Annotated in this window: 25 protein-coding genes; 15 read left to right on the top strand and 10 right to left on the bottom strand. The window is 61.2% G+C overall.

Annotation, left to right across the window (positions count from 1 at the left end; all coding sequences use genetic code 11):
* The first annotated feature begins 73 nt into the window (after positions 1-73).
* The 3 genes from AC3IR3_RS00835 (at position 74) to AC3IR3_RS00825 (ending at position 2,935) form a co-directional block, all read left to right on the top strand.
* A complete protein-coding gene (locus AC3IR3_RS00835) occupies positions 74-1,252 on the top strand; it encodes a low temperature requirement protein A (RefSeq protein WP_489195180.1) in 1,179 nt (392 codons plus the stop codon).
* A 107-nt stretch (positions 1,253-1,359) separates the two neighbouring features.
* Positions 1,360-2,091 (top strand): helix-turn-helix domain-containing protein, encoded by a 732-nt coding sequence (locus tag AC3IR3_RS00830; RefSeq protein WP_489195179.1) that lies wholly within the window; start codon positions 1,360-1,362, stop codon positions 2,089-2,091.
* 70 nt (positions 2,092-2,161) lie between these two features.
* Entirely contained in the window at positions 2,162-2,935 is a 774-nt protein-coding gene (locus tag AC3IR3_RS00825) for a class I SAM-dependent methyltransferase (protein ID WP_489195178.1), read from the top strand.
* 12 nt (positions 2,936-2,947) lie between these two features.
* Here the strand turns inward: AC3IR3_RS00825 and AC3IR3_RS00820 are convergent, their stop codons facing one another.
* Positions 2,948-3,367 (bottom strand): VOC family protein, encoded by a 420-nt coding sequence (locus AC3IR3_RS00820; protein WP_489195177.1) that lies wholly within the window; start codon positions 3,365-3,367, stop codon positions 2,948-2,950.
* 76 nt (positions 3,368-3,443) lie between these two features.
* Positions 3,444-4,259: a DUF6597 domain-containing transcriptional factor gene (locus tag AC3IR3_RS00815; RefSeq protein WP_489195176.1), complete on the bottom strand. Its 816-nt coding sequence runs from the start codon at positions 4,257-4,259 to the stop codon at positions 3,444-3,446.
* 123 nt (positions 4,260-4,382) lie between these two features.
* On the opposite strand from AC3IR3_RS00815, the gene AC3IR3_RS00810 reads away from it, so the two are divergent.
* The 3 genes from AC3IR3_RS00810 (at position 4,383) to AC3IR3_RS00800 (ending at position 7,599) form a co-directional block, all read left to right on the top strand.
* Positions 4,383-5,570, top strand: coding sequence for an FAD-dependent oxidoreductase (locus AC3IR3_RS00810; protein WP_489195175.1), 1,188 nt, complete (start codon positions 4,383-4,385; stop codon positions 5,568-5,570).
* 210 nt (positions 5,571-5,780) lie between these two features.
* The gene (locus AC3IR3_RS00805) at positions 5,781-6,614 is read left to right on the top strand and encodes an alpha/beta hydrolase (protein ID WP_489195174.1); all 834 of its coding nucleotides are present in this window, start codon (positions 5,781-5,783) and stop codon (positions 6,612-6,614) included.
* A gap of 286 nt (positions 6,615-6,900) precedes the next feature.
* Positions 6,901-7,599, top strand: coding sequence for a DUF2846 domain-containing protein (locus tag AC3IR3_RS00800; RefSeq protein WP_489195173.1), 699 nt, complete (start codon positions 6,901-6,903; stop codon positions 7,597-7,599).
* 87 nt (positions 7,600-7,686) lie between these two features.
* Here the strand turns inward: AC3IR3_RS00800 and AC3IR3_RS00795 are convergent, their stop codons facing one another.
* Complete coding sequence (locus tag AC3IR3_RS00795; protein ID WP_489195172.1) at positions 7,687-8,145, bottom strand: P-loop NTPase family protein; 459 nt, start codon at positions 8,143-8,145, stop codon at positions 7,687-7,689.
* A 539-nt stretch (positions 8,146-8,684) separates the two neighbouring features.
* Between AC3IR3_RS00795 and AC3IR3_RS00790 the strand changes: the two genes are divergently transcribed.
* The 4 genes from AC3IR3_RS00790 (at position 8,685) to AC3IR3_RS00775 (ending at position 10,894) form a co-directional block, all read left to right on the top strand.
* Positions 8,685-9,095 (top strand): VOC family protein, encoded by a 411-nt coding sequence (locus AC3IR3_RS00790; RefSeq protein ID WP_489195171.1) that lies wholly within the window; start codon positions 8,685-8,687, stop codon positions 9,093-9,095.
* A gap of 72 nt (positions 9,096-9,167) precedes the next feature.
* Positions 9,168-9,656, top strand: a complete 489-nt coding sequence (locus AC3IR3_RS00785; protein WP_489195170.1) for a hypothetical protein — start codon at positions 9,168-9,170, stop codon at positions 9,654-9,656.
* A gap of 298 nt (positions 9,657-9,954) precedes the next feature.
* Positions 9,955-10,434: a VOC family protein gene (locus tag AC3IR3_RS00780; RefSeq protein WP_489195169.1), complete on the top strand. Its 480-nt coding sequence runs from the start codon at positions 9,955-9,957 to the stop codon at positions 10,432-10,434.
* A 238-nt stretch (positions 10,435-10,672) separates the two neighbouring features.
* Positions 10,673-10,894 (top strand): hypothetical protein, encoded by a 222-nt coding sequence (locus AC3IR3_RS00775; RefSeq protein WP_489195168.1) that lies wholly within the window; start codon positions 10,673-10,675, stop codon positions 10,892-10,894.
* Between the two features lie 35 nt (positions 10,895-10,929).
* Here the strand turns inward: AC3IR3_RS00775 and AC3IR3_RS00770 are convergent, their stop codons facing one another.
* Positions 10,930-11,802 carry a helix-turn-helix domain-containing protein gene (locus tag AC3IR3_RS00770; protein ID WP_489195167.1) on the bottom strand — a complete coding sequence of 291 codons (873 nt, stop codon included), beginning with the start codon at positions 11,800-11,802 and terminating at the stop codon, positions 10,930-10,932.
* A 149-nt stretch (positions 11,803-11,951) separates the two neighbouring features.
* On the opposite strand from AC3IR3_RS00770, the gene AC3IR3_RS00765 reads away from it, so the two are divergent.
* On the top strand, positions 11,952-12,932 hold the full coding sequence (locus AC3IR3_RS00765; RefSeq protein WP_489195166.1) for an alpha/beta fold hydrolase: 981 nt from the start codon (positions 11,952-11,954) through the stop codon (positions 12,930-12,932).
* Positions 12,933-13,010: 78 nt separating this feature from the next.
* Here AC3IR3_RS00765 and AC3IR3_RS00760 read toward each other — a convergent pair whose 3' ends face one another.
* A complete protein-coding gene (locus AC3IR3_RS00760) occupies positions 13,011-13,955 on the bottom strand; it encodes a hypothetical protein (RefSeq protein ID WP_489195165.1) in 945 nt (314 codons plus the stop codon).
* A gap of 319 nt (positions 13,956-14,274) precedes the next feature.
* On the opposite strand from AC3IR3_RS00760, the gene AC3IR3_RS00755 reads away from it, so the two are divergent.
* Entirely contained in the window at positions 14,275-15,942 is a 1,668-nt protein-coding gene (locus AC3IR3_RS00755) for a glycoside hydrolase family 43 protein (protein ID WP_489195164.1), read from the top strand.
* A 147-nt stretch (positions 15,943-16,089) separates the two neighbouring features.
* On the opposite strand, the gene AC3IR3_RS00750 is transcribed toward AC3IR3_RS00755, so the two are convergent.
* On the bottom strand, positions 16,090-17,031 hold the full coding sequence (locus AC3IR3_RS00750) for an alpha/beta hydrolase (protein WP_489195163.1): 942 nt from the start codon (positions 17,029-17,031) through the stop codon (positions 16,090-16,092).
* A 387-nt stretch (positions 17,032-17,418) separates the two neighbouring features.
* Between AC3IR3_RS00750 and AC3IR3_RS00745 the strand changes: the two genes are divergently transcribed.
* The 3 genes from AC3IR3_RS00745 to AC3IR3_RS00735 are packed head-to-tail and all read left to right on the top strand — an operon-like array spanning position 17,419 to position 21,638.
* The gene (locus AC3IR3_RS00745; RefSeq protein ID WP_489195162.1) at positions 17,419-18,525 is read left to right on the top strand and encodes a hypothetical protein; all 1,107 of its coding nucleotides are present in this window, start codon (positions 17,419-17,421) and stop codon (positions 18,523-18,525) included.
* 60 nt (positions 18,526-18,585) lie between these two features.
* A complete protein-coding gene (locus AC3IR3_RS00740) occupies positions 18,586-20,904 on the top strand; it encodes a Kelch repeat-containing protein (RefSeq protein WP_489195161.1) in 2,319 nt (772 codons plus the stop codon).
* Entirely contained in the window at positions 20,901-21,638 is a 738-nt protein-coding gene (locus tag AC3IR3_RS00735) for a hypothetical protein (protein ID WP_489195160.1), read from the top strand. Before AC3IR3_RS00740 ends, AC3IR3_RS00735 begins: the two co-directional genes overlap by 4 nt.
* On the opposite strand, the gene AC3IR3_RS00730 is transcribed toward AC3IR3_RS00735, so the two are convergent.
* The 4 genes from AC3IR3_RS00730 to AC3IR3_RS00715 are packed head-to-tail and all read right to left on the bottom strand — an operon-like array spanning position 21,632 to position 25,118.
* Positions 21,632-22,504 carry a class I SAM-dependent methyltransferase gene (locus tag AC3IR3_RS00730; protein WP_489195159.1) on the bottom strand — a complete coding sequence of 291 codons (873 nt, stop codon included), beginning with the start codon at positions 22,502-22,504 and terminating at the stop codon, positions 21,632-21,634. The two genes, AC3IR3_RS00735 and AC3IR3_RS00730, sit on opposite strands and share 7 nt — an antisense overlap.
* A 2-nt stretch (positions 22,505-22,506) precedes the next feature.
* Positions 22,507-23,670 carry a M23 family metallopeptidase gene (locus AC3IR3_RS00725; protein ID WP_489195158.1) on the bottom strand — a complete coding sequence of 388 codons (1,164 nt, stop codon included), beginning with the start codon at positions 23,668-23,670 and terminating at the stop codon, positions 22,507-22,509.
* On the bottom strand, positions 23,670-24,080 hold the full coding sequence (locus AC3IR3_RS00720; RefSeq protein ID WP_489195157.1) for an SRPBCC family protein: 411 nt from the start codon (positions 24,078-24,080) through the stop codon (positions 23,670-23,672). The genes AC3IR3_RS00725 and AC3IR3_RS00720 overlap by 1 nt, the downstream gene beginning before the upstream one ends.
* A gap of 24 nt (positions 24,081-24,104) precedes the next feature.
* On the bottom strand, positions 24,105-25,118 hold the full coding sequence (locus AC3IR3_RS00715) for a hypothetical protein (RefSeq protein WP_489195156.1): 1,014 nt from the start codon (positions 25,116-25,118) through the stop codon (positions 24,105-24,107).
* Between the last annotated feature and the right edge of the window lie 51 nt (positions 25,119-25,169).

The raw sequence follows: 25,169 nt of genomic DNA, 5'->3' as shown, positions 1-25,169 counted from the left end.
GGAGCGTTGAGGGTATGGTCGTTCCTGCGCCCTGACCGTAGCGGGGACGACCTTCCGCTCAGGGGAGCCTGCGATGAAACTGTTGGGATCGGCGAGCCTGCTTCGTGCGCGTGACGGCCACGAGGCGAAAGTCTCGAACATCGAATTATTTTTCGACCTCGTCTATGTGTTCGCGGTCACCCAGCTATCGCACCATCTGCTTACGCACATGGATGCCGTCGGCGCGCTGCAGACGCTGGTCCTCTGGTTCGCCGTCTGGCTGGGCTGGCAGTACACCTCCTGGGTGACCAACTGGTTCGATCCCGAACGGCTTCCCGTCCGCGTACTGATCATCACGATCATGCTCGTCGGTCTGGTGATGGCCGCCTCCATACCGGAAGCCTTCGCCGGACGCGGCCTGGCTTTCGCCGCGTGCTACGTCACGATCCAGGTCGGACGCACGCTGTTCGTCCTGCTGCACCTGGGGCGCGATCATTCGCTCGCGGCCAATTTCCGACGCATGCTCGTCTGGTTGTGCATCGCCGCCGTGTTCTGGATTGCGGGCGCGCTCGCGACCGGGAGCACCCGCATGATGCTCTGGATCGTCGCGGTACTCTGCGAGTACATATCGCCCATGACCGGCTTCCGCGTGCCCTTTCTCGGCCGGTCGAGTACGCGCGACTGGACCATCGAAGGCGGACACCTGGCCGAACGCTGCCAGCTGTTCGTGATCGTCGCACTCGGCGAATCCGTCCTCGCCGTGGGCGCCAGCTTCGCGCATGTCGCATGGGACATGCCGATCCTGATCGCCCTGCTCACCGGCTTCATCGCCAGCGTCGCTATGTGGTGGCTGTACTTCGACACCAGCAGCGGCGACGGAAGCGAAGCCATCGTGCGCTCGACGGACCCCGGTCGCGTCGGTGCGTACTTCCACTATGTGCACGTCACGCTGGTGGGCGGCATCATCGTCGGCGCGGTGGGCAACGACCTGATCGTCGCCGAGCCCGCCGCGCATGCGGAACCCGCGGCACTCGCCGTACTGGTGGGCGGACCGGCGCTTTATCTGATGGGAAACCTTGCGTACAAGGCCGTGGTTTACGGTCGCGTACCGCTATCGCACCTCGCCGGACTCGCTGCGCTGGTGGTCGTCGCCGCACTGGGCGGACTGACCGACCATCTCATGGTCGGCGGGCTCGTTACCCTGGTTCTTGTCGGCGTCGCGATATGGGAATCGTGTTCGCGGCGAATGTTTAACCAGCAAGAAAAAACTTGACGACCACTCGCATACGGCTGTGTTAGCTTGGTGAATTCCTGCATTGCCGCCCTCGTCATTTGGCCACCCAGAACAAAAACGACAACGTTCCGGCGGCCGATCCTACCTTGACGACGCGGGATGCCGCGGAGTTACTGGGCGTGTCGGTCAGCACCGCGCAGAAGTGGATCGAAAGCGGGGATATCGCTTCGTGGAAAACGCCGGGCGGCCACCGTCGGATGCGGCGCAGCGCCGTACTCGGGCTGCTCGACGAGCGCACGGCCGGTGGCACCCAGCCAACGGACGTCCACAGACTCGCTGCCGACGTATCCACCGAACTGCATGCCCTGGACGAGCCCGACTATCCCGTGTCCGATGACGAGAAGGCACGCCTGCGCGCCGTTGCACGCACCGGATTGCTCGACACGCCCGCCGAACCCGCATTCGATCGCATCACCTGGCTGGCGGGTCTGATCGTGGGAACGCCGGTCTCGCTGCTGACCCTGCTGACCGGGCAACGGCAATGGTTCAAGTCGCGCCAGGGCACCGAGATGCATCAGACGCCGCGCGACTGGGCCTTCTGCGATCACGCCCGTTCCGACAACGGCGTACTCGTCGTCGAAGATGCACGCAAGGACATTCGTTTCGCGAACAACCCGCTGGTGACCGGCGATCAGCACATCCGTTTTTACGCGGGGTATCCGGTCCGGTCGCCCGACGGGCATACGGTGGGCGTCCTGTGTGTGCTGGATCGCAAACCGCGTTCGCTCGATGCGGTACAGGATCGCGGCATGCGCGCGCTGGCCGCCATCGCGAACGATGCGATCCGGCTGCGGATGGTCGAGCACGGGATGTCATAAGCCGCCACACAGCGCATGCACCATAATTTGGCGCACAATGCCGCGGCTACCCCCCGTCATGGAGTTCGTTATGCGCCTGAACGCTATCGCCATCCTGATCGCCCTTGCCCTGCCCGCCGCCGCCATCGCCTCGTCTCCCGCGAAAACGCCCGGCGCGGTACCGGCTTATGTCACCGCCGCCGTGAACGACCCAGACCGCAAGGACGACACCAAGAACGACGCCCGCCGCAAAGTCGCCGATCTGGCCACGTTCGCGGGCATCAAGCCCGGTCAGCGCGTCGCGGAACTGATCCCCGGCAGCGGCTATTTCACCCGCGTCTTCAGCGGCATCGTCGGATCGCAAGGCCGCGTCTTCGCCATCTGGCCCACCGAGTACGCCAAGGAAGCCCAGTCGGACGTCGACGGCTCGAAGGCCCTGGCGGCTAAGCCGCACTACGCCAATGTCGTGGTGCTCGTGCAGCCCGCGGCGGCCGTGAGCCTGCCCGAGCCGGTGGACGTCGTGTTCACCTCGCAGAACTACCACGACTATCCCGATCCCTTCATGGGCAAGGTCGACCTGACCACCTTCGACAAGCAGGTGTTCGACGCCCTGAAGCCCGGTGGCACATTCGTCATCGTCGACCATGTGGCCGAAGCCGGTTCGGGTCTTCGCGATACCAATACGCTGCATCGCATCGACCCGGCGCTGGTACGCAAACAGGTCGAATCCGTCGGCTTCGTATTCGACGGCGAGAGCAACGTGCTGCGCAACCCGGCCGACACCCACACCGTCAAGGTGTTCGACCCGTCGATCCGGGGCAAGACGGACCAGTTCGTTTACCGGTTCAAGAAGCCGGCAAAGTAACGTTTCGTCCCGCTACGACCCCGGCCAGGGGTCGTAGCTTCCGAACGACCACAGGTGGCCTTCCGGATCGCGCGCGCCATAGCCGGCGCCGCCGTAGTCCTTTTCGGCGTAGTCGTCCACGATCGTCGCGCCCGCGGCTTTCGCCGCTTCGTAATGGGCCCGACAGTCGACGACGACCACATAGGCACACTGCGTTTCCTTTCCACCGGTCTCGTCCGGCTGGACGATGCGCTGGCCGAAATCCGTATCCGGACGTACCGAGCCGAGCATGATCATGCCGGCTCCATAGGTCAGCTGGGCATGCTGCACCTCGCCTTTGTCGTCCTCGTAGACCGCCTGACGTTCGAAGCCGAACGCGTGACACAGGAAGTCGATGGCGGCATGCGCATCGCGATAGCGCAGACACGGAATGATGGTGCTGCCGTTCTTCATGGGGTTCTCCGGCTTAGGTTTCGTTGAGCCGATCCTGCGCCATGGGGCACGCGGCGTATTGTAGTTTTTCCGGGCCTCATGCCAGTGGCACGTGATTGACGTGTTCGCCCCGGCGGCGCAGGTAATCGCCAGGAGTCATCCCGGCGAAGGAACGGAACTCGTGGACCAGATGCGCCTGGTCGCAGAAACCGCCATCGGCGGCCACCCCGGCCCAGTCCACGGCGCGGCCATGGCCAAGGGTCGCAATGACGATACGGAAGCGCTGGAGCCGTGCGTACTGCTTCGCACTCAGTCCGACCTGCGCGCGGAACAGCTGCCCGAAGCGCTGTGACGACAGCCCGGTAGCGGCGACGACATCGCCGATCCGGACGACCGCCGGATCGGCGTCCAGCAGACCCAGCGCCCCGCCAATGACATCGCTCGGCCCCGTTCCTCGCGCCCGACCGATCAGCCACGCCTGCAATAACGCAATGCGTCGCGCCGGATCGACCGTGTGCAGGAGTCGCTCGCGCAGTGCCCGCGCCGATGCGCCGCAGACCGCGTCCAGCGCGACATCGTTGTTGCTCAGGACATCGAGGTCGGTACCGAAGAACGGCCACGCGCCTCCGGGCCGGAACACGATACCCATCACCCGCTGCTGTTCATGCGTGTCGATAACGAAACTGCGCGTGTACGGGCCGCTGACCACGCTACCCGCCGAGCGCGTGCATGAAACACCCAGATCGTCCGCATAAACACGGGTTTCGTCTTCCAGGAGATTGAGGATCAACGACGCGCCAGGAGCGGGAAGGATGCGTTCGAAGGCATGCGCCACGGGCGCGCAATCGTAGTCCCAGATCGATTCGATCAGCGAGTCGAAGGGCCTTGGCGGTACGTGGTGGACGAAACCCATGGCGTGGCGCGTTCCGGGTCCGGCGGATGCCCCAAGATAATCCTTCGCCATCCGGGCCGCCACGGGGGCGCGATTTGGGACGAGGACTTGTTAAGCTTCCCCCATCAGACAGGGCGGGAAACCATGAAAGTCGCCATCGTAGGCTACGGAACGGCCGGGCAAGCGGCTGCCCTGTTTTTGTCCGCTCAGGGTCACGACGTCACCGTCTTCGAAAAGAGTCCCGTACTCGGTCCGGTGGGCGCCGGATTCCTTCTCCAGCCAACGGGCCTCGCCGTGCTTGCGCGACTCGGCCTGCACGAGAAGGCGCTCGCACTCGGGCAACGCATCGACGAATTACACGGCGCCACGCCGCGCGGTCGCGCCGTCATGGCCATGCGCTACCGGGACCATCGCGACGATTGCTTCGGTGTCGGCATGACGCGCGGCGCGCTTTTCGAACTGCTCCGCGAATCGTGGCCGGGTGCCGCAAGCATACGCACCGGCGTGTACATCGATTCCTATGATGCCGATGCGCATACGCTGCGCGATAGCGATGGGTCTATCCACGGTCCGTACGAGCTCGTCGTCGCTGCCGACGGCGCGCATTCGGCGTTGCGTGCCGGCTGCGAGGGACACGTAGCCCGCGAGACCATTTATCCGTGGGGCGCCGTATGGTGCCTGCTGCCCGCCGACGACTGGCCGACACCGACGCAGCTTCAGCAGCGCTATTCCGGTACGCGCTCGATGATCGGCATGCTTCCGGTAGGCAAGCGACCGGGGCACGAGGGCCACTGGGCGACGTTCTTCTTCAGCCTGCCCGGCGAGGCGGTGGATCGTTTCGACGACGAGGCCGTTGCCGCCATGCGGGACAGCATCGCCGCCATCTGGCCCGAACTGGGGCCGCGCGTTGCCCATCTCGTCAGCGCATCGCAATTGCAGAAGGCCCGCTATCGCGATGTGGTCCTGCGCTGTCCGCACCATGCACGCTTGGTCGTGATCGGCGACGCCGCGCATGCCATGAGTCCGCAATTGGGCCAGGGCGCCAACATGGCACTGCTCGACGCGGCCGCACTTGCCGACGCACTGGGGGACCATAGCGACGTCGACAAGGCGCTCGATGCTTACCGGCGCGAACGACGCGGCCATGTGCGTACATATCAGTACATGAGTCGCTGGCTCACGCCGCTGTTCCAGTCCGACCACGGCCTTCTCGGCTGGTGGCGCGACGCGTTCTTCGGTCCGATGGGGAAGCTGCCCGGGGCGAAGTCGCCGATGCTGAAAATCCTGACGGGCGAGGCAAGTTTTCCCCGTTCGAAGCGGCGTCGATCCTGAGAGATATCCTCAGGCCCACGCCGCAACTTTCGAACGAAATTGCGACATATCAATTCATGCCCCATTAGCGCAAACGCGGTGACGATGCGCGCTGAAAGAGCCGTGCGCGTGCCGCCATCGGGCGCCGTCTTTACCTGGTAACGAACCGACTAAGGACATGGATCGATGTACGGAAAATTCTCTCGGATCGGCTTTGCCGCATCCGTTGCAATGGCGCTGACTGTCCTGATATCGGCTCCCATACATGCCCGCACTTCGGATCGAGCGGAAGGCGGCCGGGAAGAACGGACCGACAAACACGGTGCCGACACCCAGGTATTCAACCTTCAACTGCGGGGTGGCGGCTCACAGCGTGTGCTCTACACCTCCCCCGCGCGACCGCGCGCCACGCTCGTGATGCTGCCGGGCGGTTCGGGCGACGTGGGCATCGAGTCCAATGGAGACGTCCGTCATGGCGATAACTTCGTCGTGCGAACAACGCAGGACTGGGTCGATCGCGGCTTCGCGGTGCTGATACCCGACGCACTCGATCGCGACAACCTGCGCGGCTTGCGAAGCTCGCCGGAATACGCATCGCTGGTAAGCGATCTGGTCGCCGCGGCACATGATCGCGCCGATGGACCTGTCTTTCTGCTGGGAACCAGCCAGGGTTCGATTGCGGCAATGAATGGCGCGGCACATGCCCGCGAAGGAAGCGTCGCCGGTGTCGTACTCACCGAATCCGTCTCCATCATGGGCGGAAGCCACGAAACGGTATTCGATGCCGATCCCGCACGCGTGCGCATCCCCGCACTGGTCGTCGCCAACCGCAGCGACCAGTGCAACGTCGCGCCACCTGGCGAAGCACCGCACATACTTGCTTCCATGACGCATTCGCCCGACAAGCGAATCATTTACGTCGAAGGCGGAGAGAAGAAATCCAAAAAGGCATGCGGCTCCCTGACGCCGCATGGCTATTACGGCATCGAGCAGGCGGTTGTCGGCGAAATCGCGAACTGGCTTATGGCGCATGTCGAGGAGACATCCGGGAATCGCGCCAGATAACACATCCGGTAACGGCGATACAGCGCGCCCGTTCGGCGCTGGCGAAGCCAGTGCATTGGAGTGATGTCTATGCGAACATCATCCCGCCGTTCGCACAGGGGAGGACGGTCCAGCTGTCGATGTCTTCGCGCTCCGCGGTACTGAGGGAGGGTAGCGCGTGGATATCCCCTGTCGGTCGAAAACCGGATTTTCAATCAATATCGGGGGGCAGGACATGATTCATAAGTACATCGCCGCGGCAATCGTTGCCGTAGTTCTTGTCGTGAGCGGTTGCGCGAGCGTCCCCATGGCAAACAAGGGAGCCGATGCCGAAGCCAAGCAATTCGTTCCCATCGCGGATAAGGCTACTGTCTATATCTATCGCGATGAGATCCTGGGTGCGGCGATCAAGATGCATCTGCTCGTCGATGGCGCCGCCGTTGGCGATACGGCCGCGAAAACTTACGTCCAGGTCTTTCTCTCTCCCGGACAGCATGTCATTACGTCGAAAGCCGAAAACGAAAAAACACTCTCCGTCGATGTACAGGCCGGTCGTTCGTACTATGTCTGGCAAGAAGTGAAAATGGGCATCCTGTACGCTCGCAGTGCGCTGCATCTGGTCGATGAAGGCAAAGGTCAGGCGGCGGTCCGGGAATGCGACCTGGTCAGGCCCACAGATCCATCGCTGCATGCGCCCGCAAGCATTGCGCGCGTACCGGCACCGGCAACAATGCAATCCGTTACCAACGACAGTCCGTCACCCATACCGTCCGTCAGTTCGGGTGCGACGGCCCCGGCGACGGGTGGGCCCGCAAGCCTCGACCCTCGCGTCACGGTACCGATGTTCAACGCTGCGCAGGATGTCGCGGCGGTACATCAGTGCGATCGCATGATTCGCGTGGAAAGCATAGAGGGTGAGCATGCGCGATTCTTCACATCATGCCCGGCCACGACAGCTCGACTGGACATTGAGTGCAACGGCAACCGATGCACCGACGTGAACTAGCGCGGTAGATGATCGCGTGACATCCGTACTCGATGGGCGAGTCCTCATCGCGAGGCAGGAGAAAAACAAAAGTAGGATCGGACATAGTCAGGCTCTTTGAACTTCCGTCTTTCCATTTTTTGCAATCCCAGCGCACACGTCAGCGGCAGCACAAAAAAGTTGCCGTTTGTTTCTGACATGAATAAACGTGTTCGGGTGCGCCGCCGCCAGAACCTTCGGCGCCTGACGATCTGGATACCGCCAGATGATCGCGGCAACGCGCGGAAGCACCAGCACTTCGGGACAGCCTTCCGGCAACCCTGGCCGTGAACGAAACAGATAGGGAAGGCTTCGCCAGAACACCCGCCACATGCAGCGATAGCGCGGTACGTCCAGGAAGATCACGGTGTCGGCGGCGGCCAGGAGTACGTCAGAAACGCCGTCGACAATCCATGACGGAGATTGTGCGATAACGTGTTCCGCCTGGTGACGATCCTTCGCATCCGTCTTTTTCCAGCCACGCTGCCATACGATGCGATCCAGACCGATGTATGACGTACCGGTCATTGCGGCGAGCTGCTTTGCGAAGGTCGTCTTGCCCTAACCCGCATTTCCGGTAACAAGGACACGTCGCATCCGTTGAGTTCTACCTGCGTCGATGTAGGAGGGGCTAGTTACTACCGAGATTGACTATCGTCGCCCCATCGCCATTTGGGTGGCTCGCCTTTGAACCAGCACACGGCAACAAGAATGCACGTCGCCACAAAAATGCCAGCAACGAATCCGACTGTATGAATGCCCGGCTGAAAGAACCATTTGATCAGGGCTAAAGAAACGACGTAAGCGGCGATCACAAACCAACCCTGCCACCGAGTCGGAACCCCCCAACCCCATCCGTACTTCTTGGCGGGAAACCAATAGTCTTTATCGCCAAGCATGGCATCTACTCCACGGGAAGGTTCGTAACCAGCCTGAATCCAACGGTCGTAGCTTGCTGGTCCGACTGCCCGATTGCAATCTCCGCCAATGGGCAAAGAACGGGTACGGAGATAGGCAGCTCATCTATGCTACCTCCGCCCCTTTCGAAAGCACGTCCTGGAGGTCTCATGCTAATCAAGCTCGCAGGTCTTACGCCATTGCTACAGGTATTCGACATGCCGACAGCACAGGCTTTTTACTGTGACAAGCTGGGCTTCGAAGTCGTTTCGGCATCACCCTTCGTCGAAACGCCGGAAGGCCGCTTCTCCCATTGGATGTGGCTACGTTCTGGAAACGTCGATCTCATGCTCAACACGGCTTACGACTCTGGCGAGCGGCCAAGTATGCGCGATGCATTGAGAGTCGCCGGGCACGCCGACACATGCTTGTTCATCGGATGCCCGGATCTGGACCGTGCCTACGCCGCGCTCATTCAAACGGGTTTGACGATCGAGCCCCCAGCAATGTCTGGATACGGCATGAGGCGATTCAGCCTGCACGATCCCGATAACTTCGAACTAGTGTTTCAGGAGACCTGATGTGGCCTCATCCACTTTCGACCCAGAGCGCACACTCCTTCAGTACCCAACGAAAAGCTATCAGGGGGACCGATGAAGAAAATTGGCTTGGCGGAAGCTTTTGTCGCCATCGGCCTTAGCACGGCAGCCCTATCGTGTCGGGCGACAACCAAGACGCCGAAGAACCAGATGTGCGCTCCTCTTAAAACATTTGTCGCATCGGTCAAGGCGAATGAAACCAGAAAACTGGAGTTCCATACCTCATGGGGCCAGAACTTCAAGGATTCGGCGGATTATGCAATCCTGGCGAAACGCTGCATACATGACAGCTACGCACCTGCTCAAGCAGCCTGCGACTACTTGATGGAACACGGCGCCGTTGAGTTCTCCGACAACAATGCAATGCGCGCAATCGCCTGCTTGTCGCCTGGCACCCGTTTTGGCTGGCCCTTCCAGATGAATCGTGTAGAGGTAAGCTTTCCGTACGGCAGCGAACAACGTGGTAGCAACGTCACGATCCAATTTGGTCAAGACAGCGAACTTGGCGGAATGGTCCTGAAAATCACGGCGAACGGATACTGACCCTTCTACCGGGACCGGCACCTCGACTTCAGGACTCCGGTACTCGTATGCCGGGCACCTTCGGATACGGAACGCGAGGTCGTCGTGACGACAACAGCCACGATGACCGGCGGCTCCGGCAACGCCCGACCAGTCCGCCGCTGTCGATCATGCGGAAGTAGCGTTACGATGCCACTTGATCGCCGCCGTGGCGGACGATCACGCATGCGCGCCACTCCATGGTACGCACGTTTTCGAAGTAGCCCGGCTGCCCACGCGACTTGAATCCACGTATCCATCCCCATTCAGGAGAGCCAAGATGGTAAGCAAGAACACCGTTTGTCTCTGGTACGACGGCGCAGCGTTGGACGCCGCGAAGTTCTACGCCGAGACGTTTCCGGACAGCAAGCTGGGAGCTGTCCATCGCGCACCTGGCGACTATCCCGACGGCAAGCAGGGCGATGTCTTGACGGTCGAGTTCACCGTGATGGGCATCCCTTGTCTCGGCCTGAACGGGGGGGCGGCGTTCAAGCATAACGAGGCGTTCTCGTTCCAGGTTGCGACCGACGACCAGGCCGAAACGGACCGCTTGTGGAACGCGATTGTCGGAAACGGCGGCCAGGAAAGTGCATGTGGCTGGTGCAAAGACAAATGGGGGCTGTCGTGGCAGATTACGCCGCGCGCGCTAACGGCCGCGTATACCGACCCTGACCGAGCGGCGGCCAAGCGTGCGTTCGACGCCATGATGGAGATGACTAAGATCGACATCGCTGCGATCGAAGCGGCGCGGCGCGGCTGACACCACCGATCCGACCCGCCTTCGGCGCCAGGAACGGGAACGGGAACGGAGATAGTGGGGACATCTTAACTATCTCCGTTTCGTTTTTCGGTGCCTATCCAGATCCTGTACGTGGCAAACCGGTTTCTGCCGAAGCGCGCCATCGTGTTCATGGACTTATCGCTCAGGCATTTCCCGTTATCCCGGCGCCGAACGCCGACGCCGCGACAGACGATGCATAGCATGGCTCAATAGACGAATGAAGAAGCCCACGCTGCCCGTACAGAATGACTTTCCTTCGGGATCGCTCTTTGCGATCAAGGAATTCGACGTGCCGCTCGTTCACGTGCCCGGGGAAGGTTGGTTCAACTGGTTTGGTGGCACGCCCCGGCCTTACGACGCAACGTGGCTTAAAGTCGATAATCACTGGTCCGCCGAGTCTTTCGAAGCATGGGTCGCGATCATTGCCGATTCCCTCTGACAGGAGGAGTCCCGGTGTGCGGGAACGCACTGTGTTTATCGGGACGAATCGGCGACTTGCATAGGGCTTAGTCCAAGCACGCGCCGCATGCAGCGGGCCATGTGGCTCGAATGCGCGAAGCCTGCTTCCAGCGCAATGTCCGTCAGACTCATTCCGCCCTCAAGCAAGCGTATCCGTGCGCGCTCTACGCGCCGTTCGAGGACAAAACGATGCACCGGCATACCCACTGCCTGTTTGAACAGCGGCTTGAAATGCGACAGGCTGAAGCCCGCTACGCCCGCAAGTTCGGCGAGCGTGAGGTCTTCGTCGAGATGCGCTTCGATGTACTCGATCACATGGCGCAGTCGCCATGCCGGCAACGCGCGACCCGGCCGGGACGTCGACGCTCCGCGACGCGATTGCAGAGCAAGCAAACGCGCGGCAAGTGCCGAGGCGAGGCTGTCCGCGAACAACCGCCCACCCGGATACGCATCGTGATCTTCGGCCTGCATCATCCAGCCGATGCGTTCGATCTGGGGATCGCGGATATGAATCGAAGGCGCGAGCTCGGCGTCTGGCGAGCGCAGGCCCATGGCATCCGCCGTGTCCCGAAAGAGCGAGGGTGTCAGGCGGAGAAGCAGCGATCGCGCGGGCCGCGATACGGTCCATCGCGTACTGGACTGTGCGGGCACGACGCAGAACTGACCATGGAGCCGGACACCTTGCCGCTCATGGTTTCCCGCGCGGTAAGAAACCGGAACCGGGTCGCCGAGGTGAAGACAAAGCACATGACGGTCATCCACCGGCGAATCGAATAGTCCGGGGGCAACCGGTGAGGTGAGTACGTCGAGCAGCGGCAAACGCTCCCGACCCACGCTCGACAGCAGCGCGGCCGGGGGGCCGGGGTAGCACGAGGGACGGTCGGTCATGGCCCGATCCTTCTACTCGCCCGGGCTTTTTGCAAGTACCGGAAATCATCCGCCTGTGCCCAGCGGCAGCCGTTTGTGCGAGCGCCGTTGGGGGCGGCGGTGCCAGCATGCTTTCAGGCGGCGGCACTCGCTCGCATGGAGACCCGATAGTGAAACGTAGACAGTTCCTGGCATTGACCGGCGCCACCGTGGCCGCCGCTGTCGTCGGCGCGAGCGTATCGCGCGCGGCTCCCTATCTCGGCGCAGCGGGCGCCGGTGCTGCACATCCCACCGATGCGGCGGCATTTCGTGCGGCACGACGTTTCGCCGACCTCCCCTTCGGCAAGATCGCCTATGTCGAACGCGGTTCGGGCGACGCGGCTCTGTTCTTGCACGGCGCACCGCTCAATGGTTTTCAATGGCGCGGGGCGATCGACCGGTTGTCACCCTACCGCCGGTGTGTCGCACCCGATTTCATGGGCCTCGGATACTCCGGGGTTCCCGAGCATCAATCGTTGAGAGCGGACGCACAGGTAGCCATGCTTGCCGCACTGCTCGACACGCTCGCGATCTCCCGGGTCGATATCGTCGCCAGCGATAGTGGCGGCGCGGTCGCGCAGTTGTTCGCGGTCCGTTATCCCGAGCGCGTGCGGACAATGCTTCTGACGAACTGCGACGTCGAACCCGATAGTCCCCCGCCCAAGGTCAAACCCGCGATCGAGATGGCCCGCGCCGGCACACTCGCGGATGCCACCGCCAGGTGGCTGACCGATAAAGCGCTGGCCCGCTCGACGTTCGGTGCGGCTGTCTATCGCGATCCGAGTCGTTTCGCCGACGAGACCATCGAGTACTACGTCACGCCGCTCGTCGGTTCACCGTTACGCAGGGCGCAATACCACGCGTTCCATATCGCGCTGGAGCCCAATCCGCTGGCGGGTATCGAAGCGTCGCTCAAGCGCAGCACGGTGCCAGTGCGGATCGTGTGGGGTGCAAGCGATGACATCTTCTCGCAGGCGGATGCCGACTATCTCGATCACACGTTCCCACGGTCGCAGGGCATCCGCCGCGTGCCCGGAGCGAAACTGTTCTTTCAGGAAGAATTCCCCGACATCATCGCCGAGGAGGCGAAGCGGCTATGGCGTGTCGCCTGATGCCCGAATCGGGGCGAAGGTGGTTTTGATGACGTAGCCACATCCGCCCCGGCAGTCGTAAAAAAGAAACGTGCCGCTTTACTGAGATAGTTCGAAGGTTCCCATGGGAATCGATGGTGGCTGCACTCGCATAATCGACCTCACCACAAGTCCGCACAGAAGAACCGACACGACGAACCAGGTGAGCGCTACCAGTGCGCTGAAGCCCAGGCCCGGCGCGAAGTCATCGGCAACAGCCTGGCCAATCCGAACCATGGCATACGTGACGACGACCATGGCCAGGGCACAAACCACCCATGCAGCCACGCTCGCGAGCAATAGTCGCAAGGGCCGTGTCAGTGGCATCGTTTTTGGCAGGCCAAGCAATGCGCCGATGAAGGCTGGCAGTACCAACCCCGTGGAGCCTGCATAGACTGCCAACGGAAGGATTCCCGCGTCGTACCCGTAAGACGCGCCAAGCGAAAGGCCAACGGGAACGGCAAACTGCATGATCATCAGAACCCACGACCAGACAAGCAGACTGAAGAACAGCAACGCACGCAAGCGAAGATCGACAGGATGAGATGCCGGCGTCTCGTATTTGCGCAGCAAACGAAAGACCAGCAACACCGGTAAGACAGCGAAAAGCATCTTGAGCATGTGGCCCGCGACCGCGTTGACGATGACCAATATATTCATGCCCACGGAACCCGCGTTTTTCGTAATCGCCTGCGTGATGAACCACCATGCAAAGCTCAGCAGCACGGTTAAAATCGCATAGCCGACACCTACGCCTATCGCTGTATATCCCGGCAAACCCCCGATGCGCCGCCGCTCCAGAAGCCATTGCGTGCAGGCCCCGCTGAAAGTTACGGAGACCACCATGGCGACAAACTCATTACCCAGCATGCTGTACAGCGCATGTTGGGCAAAAGAGTCGTCGCCGGACATGTCGGGCATATGGAACAGGCGATAGACGCTGATGGCGTCGAAGGCCAGGTTCACAACAACGATGGCCAGCATTACCGCATAGGGGAGCAGCAACGGTTTTGTCCTTGAAGATTGCACTATCCGAATTCCTCTATGGATATCTCGCTTGAATCCAATGGTCGTTTATTGAAGCGTGGCGGTCCAACATCCCGACTGAAATCGTGAAAATCGGAACGGAGGTAGTTTAAATAACATAACCTGCTCCGTCCCCGCCTTCCGTTCATGGCTTACATTCGCCATTTGCCCCGTGATATCCCAGCCGGACCGCCAGCTTCTGGTCAAAAAACACAAATCCAACGGAAGGATTTATGAATTTCCCAGCCAAGCGCCGCGTGTGAGACTCGATGTTCTCAGAGCTATCGAAGGATAGGAAGTGAAGCGTCTTTTACTTGGCGCGATAAGCGCACTGGCCTTCACTGCAGCGCATGCCTCCGTGGTCGTCAAAGAACTAAGCTACGCCGGCGACGATGGCGGCCCGGCTCCTTCGCAGACGCAGTACCGCAATCCCGTGCTGGCCGGCTTTTATCCCGATCCTTCGGCAATCCGGGTCGGTGACGACTTCTACCTGGTCAACTCCTCGTTCGGCTACTTCCCCGGACTTCCGATCTTCCACAGCCGCGACCTGGTGAGCTGGACGCAGATCGGCAACGCGATCGACCGGCCAGGCCAGATCGATTATGGCCACCATGAGCTGACCCGTGGCCTGTTCGCCCCGACGATCAGTTACCACGACGGTACGTTCTACATCGCTAATACCTGCTTCTATTGCGATGGTGGAAATTACATCGCGACTGCGAAAAATCCAGCGGGTCCGTGGTCCAACCCGATCTGGCTAGGGGTCGAAGGCATCGATCCCTCGCTGTTCTTCGCCGACGATGGCACAGCGTGGTTGGTGAACAACGGCTTGCCCGACGGGAAACTTCGCTATGACGGACACCGTGCGATCTGGATCCAGCAGTTCGACGTGTCCTCGATGAAGTTGGTCGGCGTACGCAAGGTGATCGTCGATGGTGGTGCGAATCCCGCGGCCAACCCGGAGCATGTCGAAGGTCCACGCTTGTTCCAGCATGAAGGCTACTACTACCTGACCGCGGCCGAGGGCGGCACCGGCGAACAACACGCTCAGATGATCTATCGCAGTCGCCAGGTCACCGGCCCGTACGAGGCGTGGACTGGTAACCCGATACTCACCCAGCGCGATCTCCCTTCCGAACGCGCCCTTCCCGTGACATCGACGGGACACGCACAGTTCGTAGCACTGAAAGACGGTTCCTGGTGGGCGGTATTCCTGGGGGCCAGGCCCTATCGCGATAACCAGTACAACCTCGGCCGCGAAACTTTCCTGCTGCCAGTGACGTGGCGCGATGGCTGGCAGGCGATCCTTCCGCACGGCGAACGCGTCTCCCTTGTGGAGAAACGGCCGCCTTTGCCTCGCGATCCACAGGCAACTCCGGCAAGCGGCCCTTTTCACTGGACCGAACGCTTCCGCACACCAACATTGCCGATGCAGTGGATGACGATCAATGTTCCGCGTCAGCCCTGGTATGTCGCCAATAGCGACGGGCTTCGCATCATTCCGTCGACGACGCCATTGGGCGATAGCGAGTCAGGCCAGCCTGCCTATATCGCCCACCGGCTGCAGCACCACAAGGCCACCATCAGCGCCAGACTGGACGTACACGATGTGACTCCCGGGGAACAAGCGGGACTCGCATTGCTGCAGAACGAAGCGCACTTTTATGCCGCGGGCATGACACGCGACGCGACAGGCAGTTCGCTCGTGCTCTACAGGCGCAACGGCAAGGACGATCCGCTCGCTGGCGTCGCACTTCGTCGTATCGCCGTACCCGGCAACGTCACTTCCGTTTCTATCCGGTTCCAACTGGATGGCCCGCGCCTGGACGTCTTCTACGCCATCAACGCGAATGAATGGCATCCCCTTCTACAGGGACAAGACGCCAGCCTGCTGAGTACCGCGAGTGCGGGTGGTTTCACCGGTGTGACGTTCGGACCCTATGCCTACCTGACACGCGAAGAATAAGACGGTGACCGCTGCACCATCGAGGGAGGCCGTGTTTGCGCCGTGGCTTTCGGCGCCATTGGCATCGACTATGTCGACATTCGTCGTCCACCAGCGGAGGTCGCATGCACGACCGCTCCGATGGAGTGGGTAAAAACGCCCCGGCATTTAGTCCTTGACGATGTCGATCGTCCGCAGCCACACCTCGGCCAGCCGGGGCCAATCCGTAATCGGAAGCGGCGTCTGCCGCAGGCCGAAAGCATGGCCGCCGTGCGCGTACAGATGCATCTCCACCGGCACGTCGGCTTTCTTCAGCGCGGTGTAGTAAACCAGCGACTGGTTCACACCGTCCACGTTGTCGTCTTCCGCCTGTACCAGGAACGTGGGAGGCGTTTCGCGGGAGACCGGAACATTGGAATTGAACGCACCCTTGTCGGTCACCAGATGGCCCGGATAGATAGGCATGGCAAAATCCGGGCGAGCACTTTCCTTATCGGCAGCGTCTACGGGCGAATACAAGCGTCGCTTATAGTTTGTACTGATTTCCGCCACCAGATACCCACCCGCCGAGAACCCGAGCACGCCAATCTTATGGGGATCGATGTGCCATTCCGCAGCATGAAAGCGCACCAACCTCAACGTTCTCTGGGCATCCTGCAACGAAGGCACGGATAGTTCAAAATTGTGCGGACGGCAATCGCATTTCCAGACATAAGGCACACTCGGAACGCGATATTTCAACAGTACGCAGGTGATGCCCCTGGATGTCAGCCAGTCGCAGATCTCGGTGCCTTCGAGATCCATGGCCAGGATCTCGAAGCCGCCACCCGGAAACACCACGACCGCAGCCCCCGTGTTCTTTCCCTTTGGGGCATAGACCGTCATCGTGGGCTGGGTCACATTCGTCACCGCCGTCACGGGTTTGCCAGCAATCGGATGATCCGGCCCCACGGTCATGGTTTCCGGCCCTGGCACGGGCTTTACGTCAGGCGCCGCTCCCGGCCACAAAGGCAGTTGCGTGTTCCCGGCGGTGGGCTGCCAGACCATCGTCTCCGCATATACGCTTCCGCTTGCAGCCAACAGGCACAGGGCAATCGCCCACAGTTTCATGACGTTTCTCCGTGTTGGCGCTCGGCCAGGGTTGCACGATCAAGGCAGGAAATCAGCTGAAACCCCTATCCCTCATCCTGCCCGCTGCTTCGGGCCCGTAGCGGTGGCTCCCATGGTTTTTTTCGGGCAAGCCCGCACATGCTTCCCCGACTTCCAACAGGAGCAGGCCTGAAGAAGTCGGTGCGCCACGCATGCCCGACAAACGTTCGGCGATGGCTTCATGGACATCGCCGCGCCTCAACGCGCGACGGCCTTCGCGTAACGGGCAGGGAATGGACAGGTCGTGGCCGGTCGCAACAGACATCCGGCCGCGCCCGGCCCCAAAAGCGCCATAACGTCTCGCCGGGTTCCTTGTAGACTTTCCATCAGGGAAACAGGGGACAGACCATGACATGCAGATACCTTATCGGGGCGCTTGCCCTGATGTTGCCGATCGCAAGCCACGCGCAGCTGCGCGTCGAACAGCTGAAGTCGCCGGTGGATCCGAAGGAAGCGGAGACGTACAAGGTCCCGCTCATCGTCGGTACGCCCCAGGATGTCGCCGAGCGCATCAACCTCTGGTTGCAGTACGAGCAACTGGATGTCATTGCCGGACACTACAAGAAGTCGCCCTTCGAGCACGAAGACGGAAACTCGGGCACGACAAGCCTCGATTACAGCGTCCTGGACCAGACGCCAAACACGCTGTCGCTCGAGATCGCGGGCGAATACATGGGCGCCTACCCGAGCACGGGTCGCACTCGTTACGTTTTCGATCTCAATACCGGACGACCTGTCCGTATCGGCGATCTGCTTTCACCCGAAGGCATGGCTCGTTTCAGCAAGCGCGTAACTCGTGAGCGGATTGCGATGATCAATAAGACGATCGCCCAACCGGACCCCATGCGCGTGAACGGCAAAGATCCCGAAGCCATGGACGATCTGAAGATGCAGCGAGAGCAGTACGAGGAGTGCGGCCAGAGTCTGGCTAAGGACGGTCTGGGCTATGACGCCATGGTCCTTGCCGACGGCCACGTGAAAGTTCTCAGGGAGTGCGGCTTCCCACACATGATCCAGGCGCTGGACGATCTCGGCGAGATGGAGCACAGCGAGACCTATGCCGCCCTCTCCCACGACCTCAGCGGTTATGGTCGATGCCTGCTCATTGAAAAGAAGACCGACTGCAAACTCGCCTCCAGCGACGTTCATGCGGGCGTCTATCGTGGCAAGCTCGGTGGACGTACGCCGATCACGTTGATGTTTGTGTCGAACTATTCGAACGGTTACACGTCGTTCTATTTCTATGATCGCTACGGCACGCCGATCGGCCTCGAACTCGCGCAGCCATCCCCGGGGAAAGTACACCTTGAACGCCGCGACGATGCCGCCGCCAAGGATACCGAAGGCAACGCGCCGATTCTTGAAACCTTCGATCTGACCCTCGGCGCGGACGGCGGCCTCACAGGCCAATGGATACAGCAGGGCAAGCCACCGATGGCGGTTACGTTGCACTGAGCACTATTAGTGGCAGGGCCTAGCCCTGCCCCACTCTGAAAGTCTGGGACCGGGATGTTCATGGCTATGCGTATCTGGCTTTTGCCCTGCTTTCTTGCCTGCATGTTCGTTTCGGCGACGCATGCAACCGATGCGCCAGCCGTTCCGGCATTGCCGGTACCGGCCGTGCCGCTTTTCGAGCATCTCTACATCCCGGATATGCAGCCGCTTAACGCGAATGCAGCCGGCGAATTCGAATGGCTCGGCATCCGTATCGGAGCCGGAGCCGCTGCCGACTATCGATGTACCCGATACGCAACCTTGCACATGCACTGGAATCCCTCGACGGGAAAAACCAGTGAGGACCCCGTTCTCCATGACGGCAAACCGGTGGAAGGATCTCCCGAGGGCCAGGTCGCGCTGGAAAACGGCGTGCTCTGGCTGACGAACAACACGTGTCCCGGCCAGGAGAAAGCCCAGTTCCATTTCCTTGGCAAGGACGGACGGCTGCTCGCTGTCGATACCGATCCCGGGATGCTGCAGTATCCCCTGCAAGTTCAGGTACTTTCGGCGACGTCCGCCGCCCTTGTCATACCCGATCCGGTCTCGCGGTATCTGCGTGTGCATGTCGTCGCCGTGCGTGGGGACAAGCTGGTGGACGAAGCCATGCCGGAGCTTGCCATTCCCTATCGCCGGGACTTCGCGGCGACCGCCTATGGCTCCGGCAACCTGATGATTCTGGGCGGCTCCAATAGCGAATACCGTGGCTGCTCGCCATGCCGTGCGGACACCCACATCCTCGATGTCGCGACCCGGACCTGGAAGGACGGCCCATCGATGCTCGAATCCCGTTCGGAACTCGACGCGACAACCCTGCCCGATGGCAGCGTGCTTGTCAGCGGCGGTTACACGAGGATGGCCAACTGGAGTACTGGTCCCTCGCGCACGGCCGAACGGCTGTTCCCGATGGCCGACCATTTCGAAGCCATCGCGCCGATGCCCGTGGGCAATGCGCGTCATCACGGCGTCTGGATGCCGGGAAGTGGGAACAAGATCCTGCTCATGGGCGGTGGCATCGGGAAGCATATCGCGGCCTATGACATCGCCAACGGCACCTGGCGCGTCGTCGCTTCGAATACGCGGTCGAACAACGGTGGCGGTTGCGGCTTCTTTCCGTTTATCGCCGGTGACCAGATGTATGCGTGGATACGTAATCAGAACGAGGCGAACGGCAAGTTCTACGATTGCATCGAACAGAAACAGGCGGGGTTGGTATTACTTCGCCCGTTCGCGGACGATGTGCGCACAGCCCCTGTCGCCGACCCGCGATTCCTCGCCATCAATCGCGGCTCGGCGGCTTTTCTCCCCGCTCAGGGCGAACTTCCCGCGCTTGCGATCGGTGGCGACAATACAGCCATGGTCGATGCCTTCGGCACCGACGGCCGCTTCGGTCCAGCACCCGAACTGCTGGATACGCGCAACGAGGCGCGGGTTCTGCGAATGCATGGCGGCGTGTTCGTGTTCGCCGGACGCGTCCACCAGGACGAGAAGCCCGACGCGGCGCCGATGGAGTGGCTGGAGTCGGGCGATCTCAGGCATTTCGGACGCTGGCGTCGCGTGGAGGGCACGCCACCGGCGAAGCTCAGCGCCGTCGCCGCGCTGAACGACGGAAGCCTGATCGAAGTCGATGCCAAGGGTGAAATTCATATCATCACGCTGGACACCGCGCACGATCCCGTCACGCTGAAGCGCACGCCGGGTCCCGCGTTCGACGTTTCGAGGCGTCCGTCCGAAAATGCACCGATTCTGGTCAGGCAGCTCGCCGACGGCAGGATCGTCTTTGCGGGTGGCGAAACGAATGCGTTCCGCGTGGCAACGATTACGAGCGACATCGACCAACCGCAGGCCCACGATGCGTTTGCCTTCATCGGCGACTTCCAGCCGGCGAACACATATACCGTCTACGATCCAAAGACGAAGCAATGGACTGAATCGATGCCGGGCCGGGTAGCCGACGGCAACATGAGTATGCTCGGCAACGGACGTCTGTTCTGGATCGGTGATCCACCCGGTGACGAGAAGCCCAGGTCCATCGCGATATCCAGCAAAACCGGCGATCGCTGGATTCCGCTGCAAGACAAGTCGCTGCCGCATGTGGACCTGAATGCCAACGTCGACGCGTTCACGCTCGATGGGGAACTGTTCGTCCGGGGAAATTTGCCGGCATCCGACAACGGACCGGGCAAGTCCGTGGTGGAATGGTTCAACCCGGAAGCTCTGACGTGGACCACCGTGTGGACTATCGACGACCAGCCCAGCGTCATCGCTACCTATAATCGCGTCAAGCTGTGTCGTTTGCCCAACGGCAAGACGGTCCTGTTGCCGGAGACGCGCTCATGAAGACACTGACCCTCTTTATCGCCATGGCCAGCCTTGGCCTCGCAACGGTTGGTCACGCCGCCGACGACGCCACGGCATCCGGCAAGGTGCGCATGATCGTCGGCAACGACATCGCCACATCCGACGAAGACTATGCGAATGGAAACAACTGGCTGGCTCTCGATTGCGTCGCCAAAGATTGCCGGCTTCTTCCCGCAAAGCTTCAGATAAACCCCGGCCAGGACGGCATGCACCGGCTTCATTTCAGCCCGGTCAAAGGCGACGACGCCCATGTACAGGCATGGCTGCGTGTGGACGCCGCTCAACCGTGGATCAAACCTGGCCCCCTCGTCACGTACGTCTCCAGCGAAACCGACATCAAGCGTCCTGTCGGCGATATGTCCGTGACTATCCCCGCTCCCGGACATCAAGCCATGCTTGTCGGCTTGCTGGATCGCGATCGCGAAACCGTGATGCTGCAATTGCGCGAGCCGGCTACACGGCAAATGCTCGACGCATTGACCACGTGCGTTTCACCCGGCGACACCTCGTGGCTACGCTGGGCTGGCGATATCGATGGCGACGGCAAACCCGATTACCTGATTGTCTATCCACGCAGCGACAACGGCGTGCACGCGGTACTTTATCTGTCGAGCGTCACCGCGGCCGGGCAACTCGTCGGCGAAGCCGCCGCATTCGACTCGTCCGTGGCATTTTCACGATGCAACGGCGAGGAATGGTCCCTGCCTCAGTGATGCGACTGGCCGATCGGCCGCAGCGTGCTGCGAAAAAGTGCGGGCCGATCGGTTTCCAGCGCACCCACCGTTTGCAGCCATGGCTCCCGCGCGATGGTGGGAGTGCAAGGCCCGAGCGTGCAGATGCGAATGTCGCGGTCGATCGCTTCCGTCCTCAGCTTGTTCAGAACCTCGCGCAGTATCGCGCCCGTGAATGGCGTGTACAGATAGAACACCGTACCTGTCGACAAATCGGCTTCGCGCGCGTCCTGCTGTATAAAAGTCACGCGACCGAGGTTCAGGGTTTGCGCGCAACGGCGTGCGCAATCGACATAAGCCCCTTCCCATTCGATGCCTGTGCTGCGAGCGCCCGTACATATGGCGGCAAGCAACGGAACGTGACCCAGACCGGAGCCCAGGTCGATCAATACGTCGCGTTCGTTTAGCGCACTGCGCTCCAGCATCCCGAGTATGTGGCGAGCCGGCGTGGGTTGGTAGAACACCATCTCCGCCGCCAGCTCGGCAATTTGCGCATCGGGCTCGTCGATCTGCAGGATGCCGCTGATCAACGCGTCGAGATAGTCGTAACTGTCGCCACTATGCCGGTCGTCCGTACCTGCCGCGATGGCCCATTCGCGCCATCGCGACGCACCCTGCCCGCGCTGGATATCCTGACGGATGCTCTCGTAAAGCCTGCGATCGGCCGCTTCGAGACGGGCGCACAAAACCCCGATCCGGCCACGGAGTTCCGTATCCTCCGGCAGTTCGCCGGCGAGATAGGTTTCAAGACGATCGAGTACATCGCCGCGCTCGCGTAGCCGACCGGGTTCCAACAGCGAATCGTCCCGCTCCAGCGCGTCGATAAACGCATGCGCGGCACTCGTCATCCCTAGTTCTTCGGAAACCGGATCACGACGTCATTCAACGGAAGCTGATCATGACGTAGCTGCGGCTTACCGCTTTTCCATGCATCGCCCATTCCGAATAGCTGCGCTTCGGTTTCCGGCCCATAGAAGTCGAAACTTTCGAAGACATACGGAACACCTTCCGAGCCTTCGAACGTCGCCGCGTTCGCCAGCTGGAAATGCAGATGGGGTGCCGCAGAATTTCCCGATTGCCCCAGATGCGCGAGGACTTGCCCCTTGCTCACGCGATCGCCTGCTTTGACCTTCACGCTTCCGCGCTGGAGATGGGCGTAGTCCGCAAAGGTATCCGGACCGATTTTCAGGACGACATAATTACCGAACAATCCGTTGGCCGTCAGGGATGCGGGTTCGGGCTGCGCGGTGAGCGGCGCATGTTCTTCTTCACCGTCACGCGCGCCGACGACGGTGCCGTCGGCAACGGCGACGACATCGGCCCCGTAGCCGATCCAGTCGGCATATACGGTCTTCTGCACATCGGTAACGCCCTTGCGGAACGCGCGCCCAGATCCGTCCACGCCCACCAGATCCAGCGCGTACCGCTGCGGAATGGTCAGGCTGCCGTTCACCGCCACGAGACTGCCCCAGTGATGCGATCCGGATGCGCCGGGTCCTTCATGCGCAAGCCATTGTCCGCCGCGAAGCGGGGCGCCAATCGTCAGCACCTTGTTTTCACTGACCGGTACCCGGACCCCATCGAGAATGGCAACACCGTTCTTGTCGGTTCCGAATTCGACGCGATGACGCAAGACTTTCGGTACGGCCGCACCTTGCGGCAACGTAATCCATAGATAAATCACGCCACGCTTACCGGGAGGAATGGATGCCGACGCACCCTCGGCCGGCGCGGGCCGGATTAAACCGGATACCGCAGCCTGATCCAGCTTGAGCAACGGTTGCGTTGCGTCGTCGCCGAAGACCAGCACCGTCGAAGGCTTCAACGGACCTGTATCGCCATAGAAGTTGGTTATGTGCAGCTCGTAGGCAAGATGTGTTGCGCCGTCGCTACCCACGAACGGGCTGGGTGCAAAAGGCACCCTTGCTTCGACGGGAGCCAATGCTTCCTGGGCGAAAGCCAGGCCGGGCAACGACGACATGCATACGACGAGTGCGGCAATCAATCGGATCACTAGCGAGCATCCTCTGCGAGAACTTTCAGGGAACGGAGTACATCGGGGAAATCCGTGGTAACCATCGGGCCGAACTCGCTGGCTGCATGACCGGTCACCTCCGTGGCATACGTGATCCGGGTATGTCCGGATGGAAGGCTTTCGATCCTGTGATACACGACGACACGCGTGCCATCGATGGACGTTTCGTCCGTAAAGCCCTTGTTCTCGGTCACTTCCAGCAACGTACTCTGGAAGGCATCTTCACCGGGCGGTTTCATCGTGAAGCGTGTGCCTTTCGCAAACGGACCATGGATATCGATGCTTTCGATGCCCGCATTCCATATCTTCCATCCGGGCACATCGGAAAACAGCGCCCATATCCGTGCTGGCGATACCGTCGTCTCGATGCTTTCTTCGTGAGTCCACATAAGTTTCCCCGATGAGTAGTCGCGCTAGTTCTGCGATGGATTGCAGGATTTTTCACATGCGAACCAGGCCGTACCGCTCGAATAGTCGAGTGTCATTGCGAAATGCATGAAAACATTGGCGCCCACCGCCCCTTGTACGGGCTCGTCCGTGTACGAAGACATGTGGCCATCGGCTGTCGAAAATGCTGCATCGGGACGCTCGGTGAACCAGACAGGCCCGATGGTCCAGCCGGCAATCTGCACTTTGGGAACTTCGATCAGCCTTGCGCTGAACTTGCCGATCAGCTCATCGCCATCGGTTACAACCCGCCAATCGGGATGAAGGCGCCGCCAGCTGTCGATCACGCCGGTGGTGACGTAACTGGTTACACCCGTGCCACGGATCGTCTTCGTACCACTCGCCTCAGCGCCGGCCTTGGTCGGCCTGGCCGTCGCCCCCGTATCCAGAAGCATCTGCAGCGGACGACCGTCGACCAGCAACGTGATGCGGGCCATGCCGGTCGCGATTCGCCCCTGTGCATTACGAAGTAAGCCGAGGTCCGCTTTATGACTATTCCGGGTCGCCGCAGGTCGCCAGTCCGTCGGCTCCAGCCAGAGTTGTTGTCGCGGGTAATCGAACGTCCAGGTGTATCTGGGAAGATAGCCCGCTCCAAGCTGTCCGTCTTCGCCATCAATACTTCCGCCGCCCTTCGTTACCAACGCCACGGCTCCGCACGGCGTGCCCGGAACGACCGGCAAGCCTTTTCCCGATACGAAGGGGATGGGCCCGAGGACGTCCGCGCGTTCATCGCCGATAGCGCAGGACGTCACCGGCAGCTTCAACCTCTGCGCGGCCTTTCCCTCAATGACGTAGAAGCCGCTTCCGCCGCCACCGCCCGTATCGACAATGAGCCTCAGATCTTTGCCGTCCGGCATTTTCGGCACGGCGTAGAAATGTCCCGCCTCATACACCGTCGGCATCAGTACGCGTTGTTGCGCGTGAACACCGCCGATGGACATTGCCATGACGAGCAGGGTCACGGGGACGAATCGGACCATTCCCTTTCCTTAGATGGGCTATCGCTAACGATATTCTGGCATCGCCCCCGT

The organism is Luteibacter sp. GL_149 (genome assembly GCF_057834065.1).
This window is presented reverse-complemented; position numbering and strand designations above follow the sequence as displayed.

What these genes read in the sequence shown, in the direction of transcription:
- AC3IR3_RS00775 (WP_489195168.1), top strand. Translation starts at nt 10,673, where the DNA reads ATGAAGAAGCCCACGCTGCCCGTACAGAATGACTTTCCTTCGGGATCG.
- AC3IR3_RS00825 (WP_489195178.1), top strand. Translation starts at nt 2,162, where the DNA reads ATGCGCCTGAACGCTATCGCCATCCTGATCGCCCTTGCCCTGCCCGCC.
- AC3IR3_RS00735 (WP_489195160.1), top strand. Translation starts at nt 20,901, where the DNA reads ATGAAGACACTGACCCTCTTTATCGCCATGGCCAGCCTTGGCCTCGCA.
- AC3IR3_RS00770 (WP_489195167.1), bottom strand. Translation starts at nt 11,802, where the DNA reads ATGACCGACCGTCCCTCGTGCTACCCCGGCCCCCCGGCCGCGCTGCTG.
- AC3IR3_RS00720 (WP_489195157.1), bottom strand. Translation starts at nt 24,080, where the DNA reads ATGTGGACTCACGAAGAAAGCATCGAGACGACGGTATCGCCAGCACGG.
- AC3IR3_RS00785 (WP_489195170.1), top strand. Translation starts at nt 9,168, where the DNA reads ATGAAGAAAATTGGCTTGGCGGAAGCTTTTGTCGCCATCGGCCTTAGC.
- AC3IR3_RS00780 (WP_489195169.1), top strand. Translation starts at nt 9,955, where the DNA reads ATGGTAAGCAAGAACACCGTTTGTCTCTGGTACGACGGCGCAGCGTTG.
- AC3IR3_RS00730 (WP_489195159.1), bottom strand. Translation starts at nt 22,504, where the DNA reads ATGACGAGTGCCGCGCATGCGTTTATCGACGCGCTGGAGCGGGACGAT.
- AC3IR3_RS00800 (WP_489195173.1), top strand. Translation starts at nt 6,901, where the DNA reads ATGGCAAACAAGGGAGCCGATGCCGAAGCCAAGCAATTCGTTCCCATC.
- AC3IR3_RS00745 (WP_489195162.1), top strand. Translation starts at nt 17,419, where the DNA reads ATGACATGCAGATACCTTATCGGGGCGCTTGCCCTGATGTTGCCGATC.
- AC3IR3_RS00750 (WP_489195163.1), bottom strand. Translation starts at nt 17,031, where the DNA reads ATGAAACTGTGGGCGATTGCCCTGTGCCTGTTGGCTGCAAGCGGAAGC.
- AC3IR3_RS00795 (WP_489195172.1), bottom strand. Translation starts at nt 8,145, where the DNA reads ATGACCGGTACGTCATACATCGGTCTGGATCGCATCGTATGGCAGCGT.
- AC3IR3_RS00810 (WP_489195175.1), top strand. Translation starts at nt 4,383, where the DNA reads ATGAAAGTCGCCATCGTAGGCTACGGAACGGCCGGGCAAGCGGCTGCC.
- AC3IR3_RS00820 (WP_489195177.1), bottom strand. Translation starts at nt 3,367, where the DNA reads ATGAAGAACGGCAGCACCATCATTCCGTGTCTGCGCTATCGCGATGCG.
- AC3IR3_RS00790 (WP_489195171.1), top strand. Translation starts at nt 8,685, where the DNA reads ATGCTAATCAAGCTCGCAGGTCTTACGCCATTGCTACAGGTATTCGAC.
- AC3IR3_RS00835 (WP_489195180.1), top strand. Translation starts at nt 74, where the DNA reads ATGAAACTGTTGGGATCGGCGAGCCTGCTTCGTGCGCGTGACGGCCAC.
- AC3IR3_RS00715 (WP_489195156.1), bottom strand. Translation starts at nt 25,118, where the DNA reads ATGGTCCGATTCGTCCCCGTGACCCTGCTCGTCATGGCAATGTCCATC.
- AC3IR3_RS00740 (WP_489195161.1), top strand. Translation starts at nt 18,586, where the DNA reads ATGGCTATGCGTATCTGGCTTTTGCCCTGCTTTCTTGCCTGCATGTTC.
- AC3IR3_RS00805 (WP_489195174.1), top strand. Translation starts at nt 5,781, where the DNA reads ATGGCGCTGACTGTCCTGATATCGGCTCCCATACATGCCCGCACTTCG.
- AC3IR3_RS00815 (WP_489195176.1), bottom strand. Translation starts at nt 4,259, where the DNA reads ATGGGTTTCGTCCACCACGTACCGCCAAGGCCCTTCGACTCGCTGATC.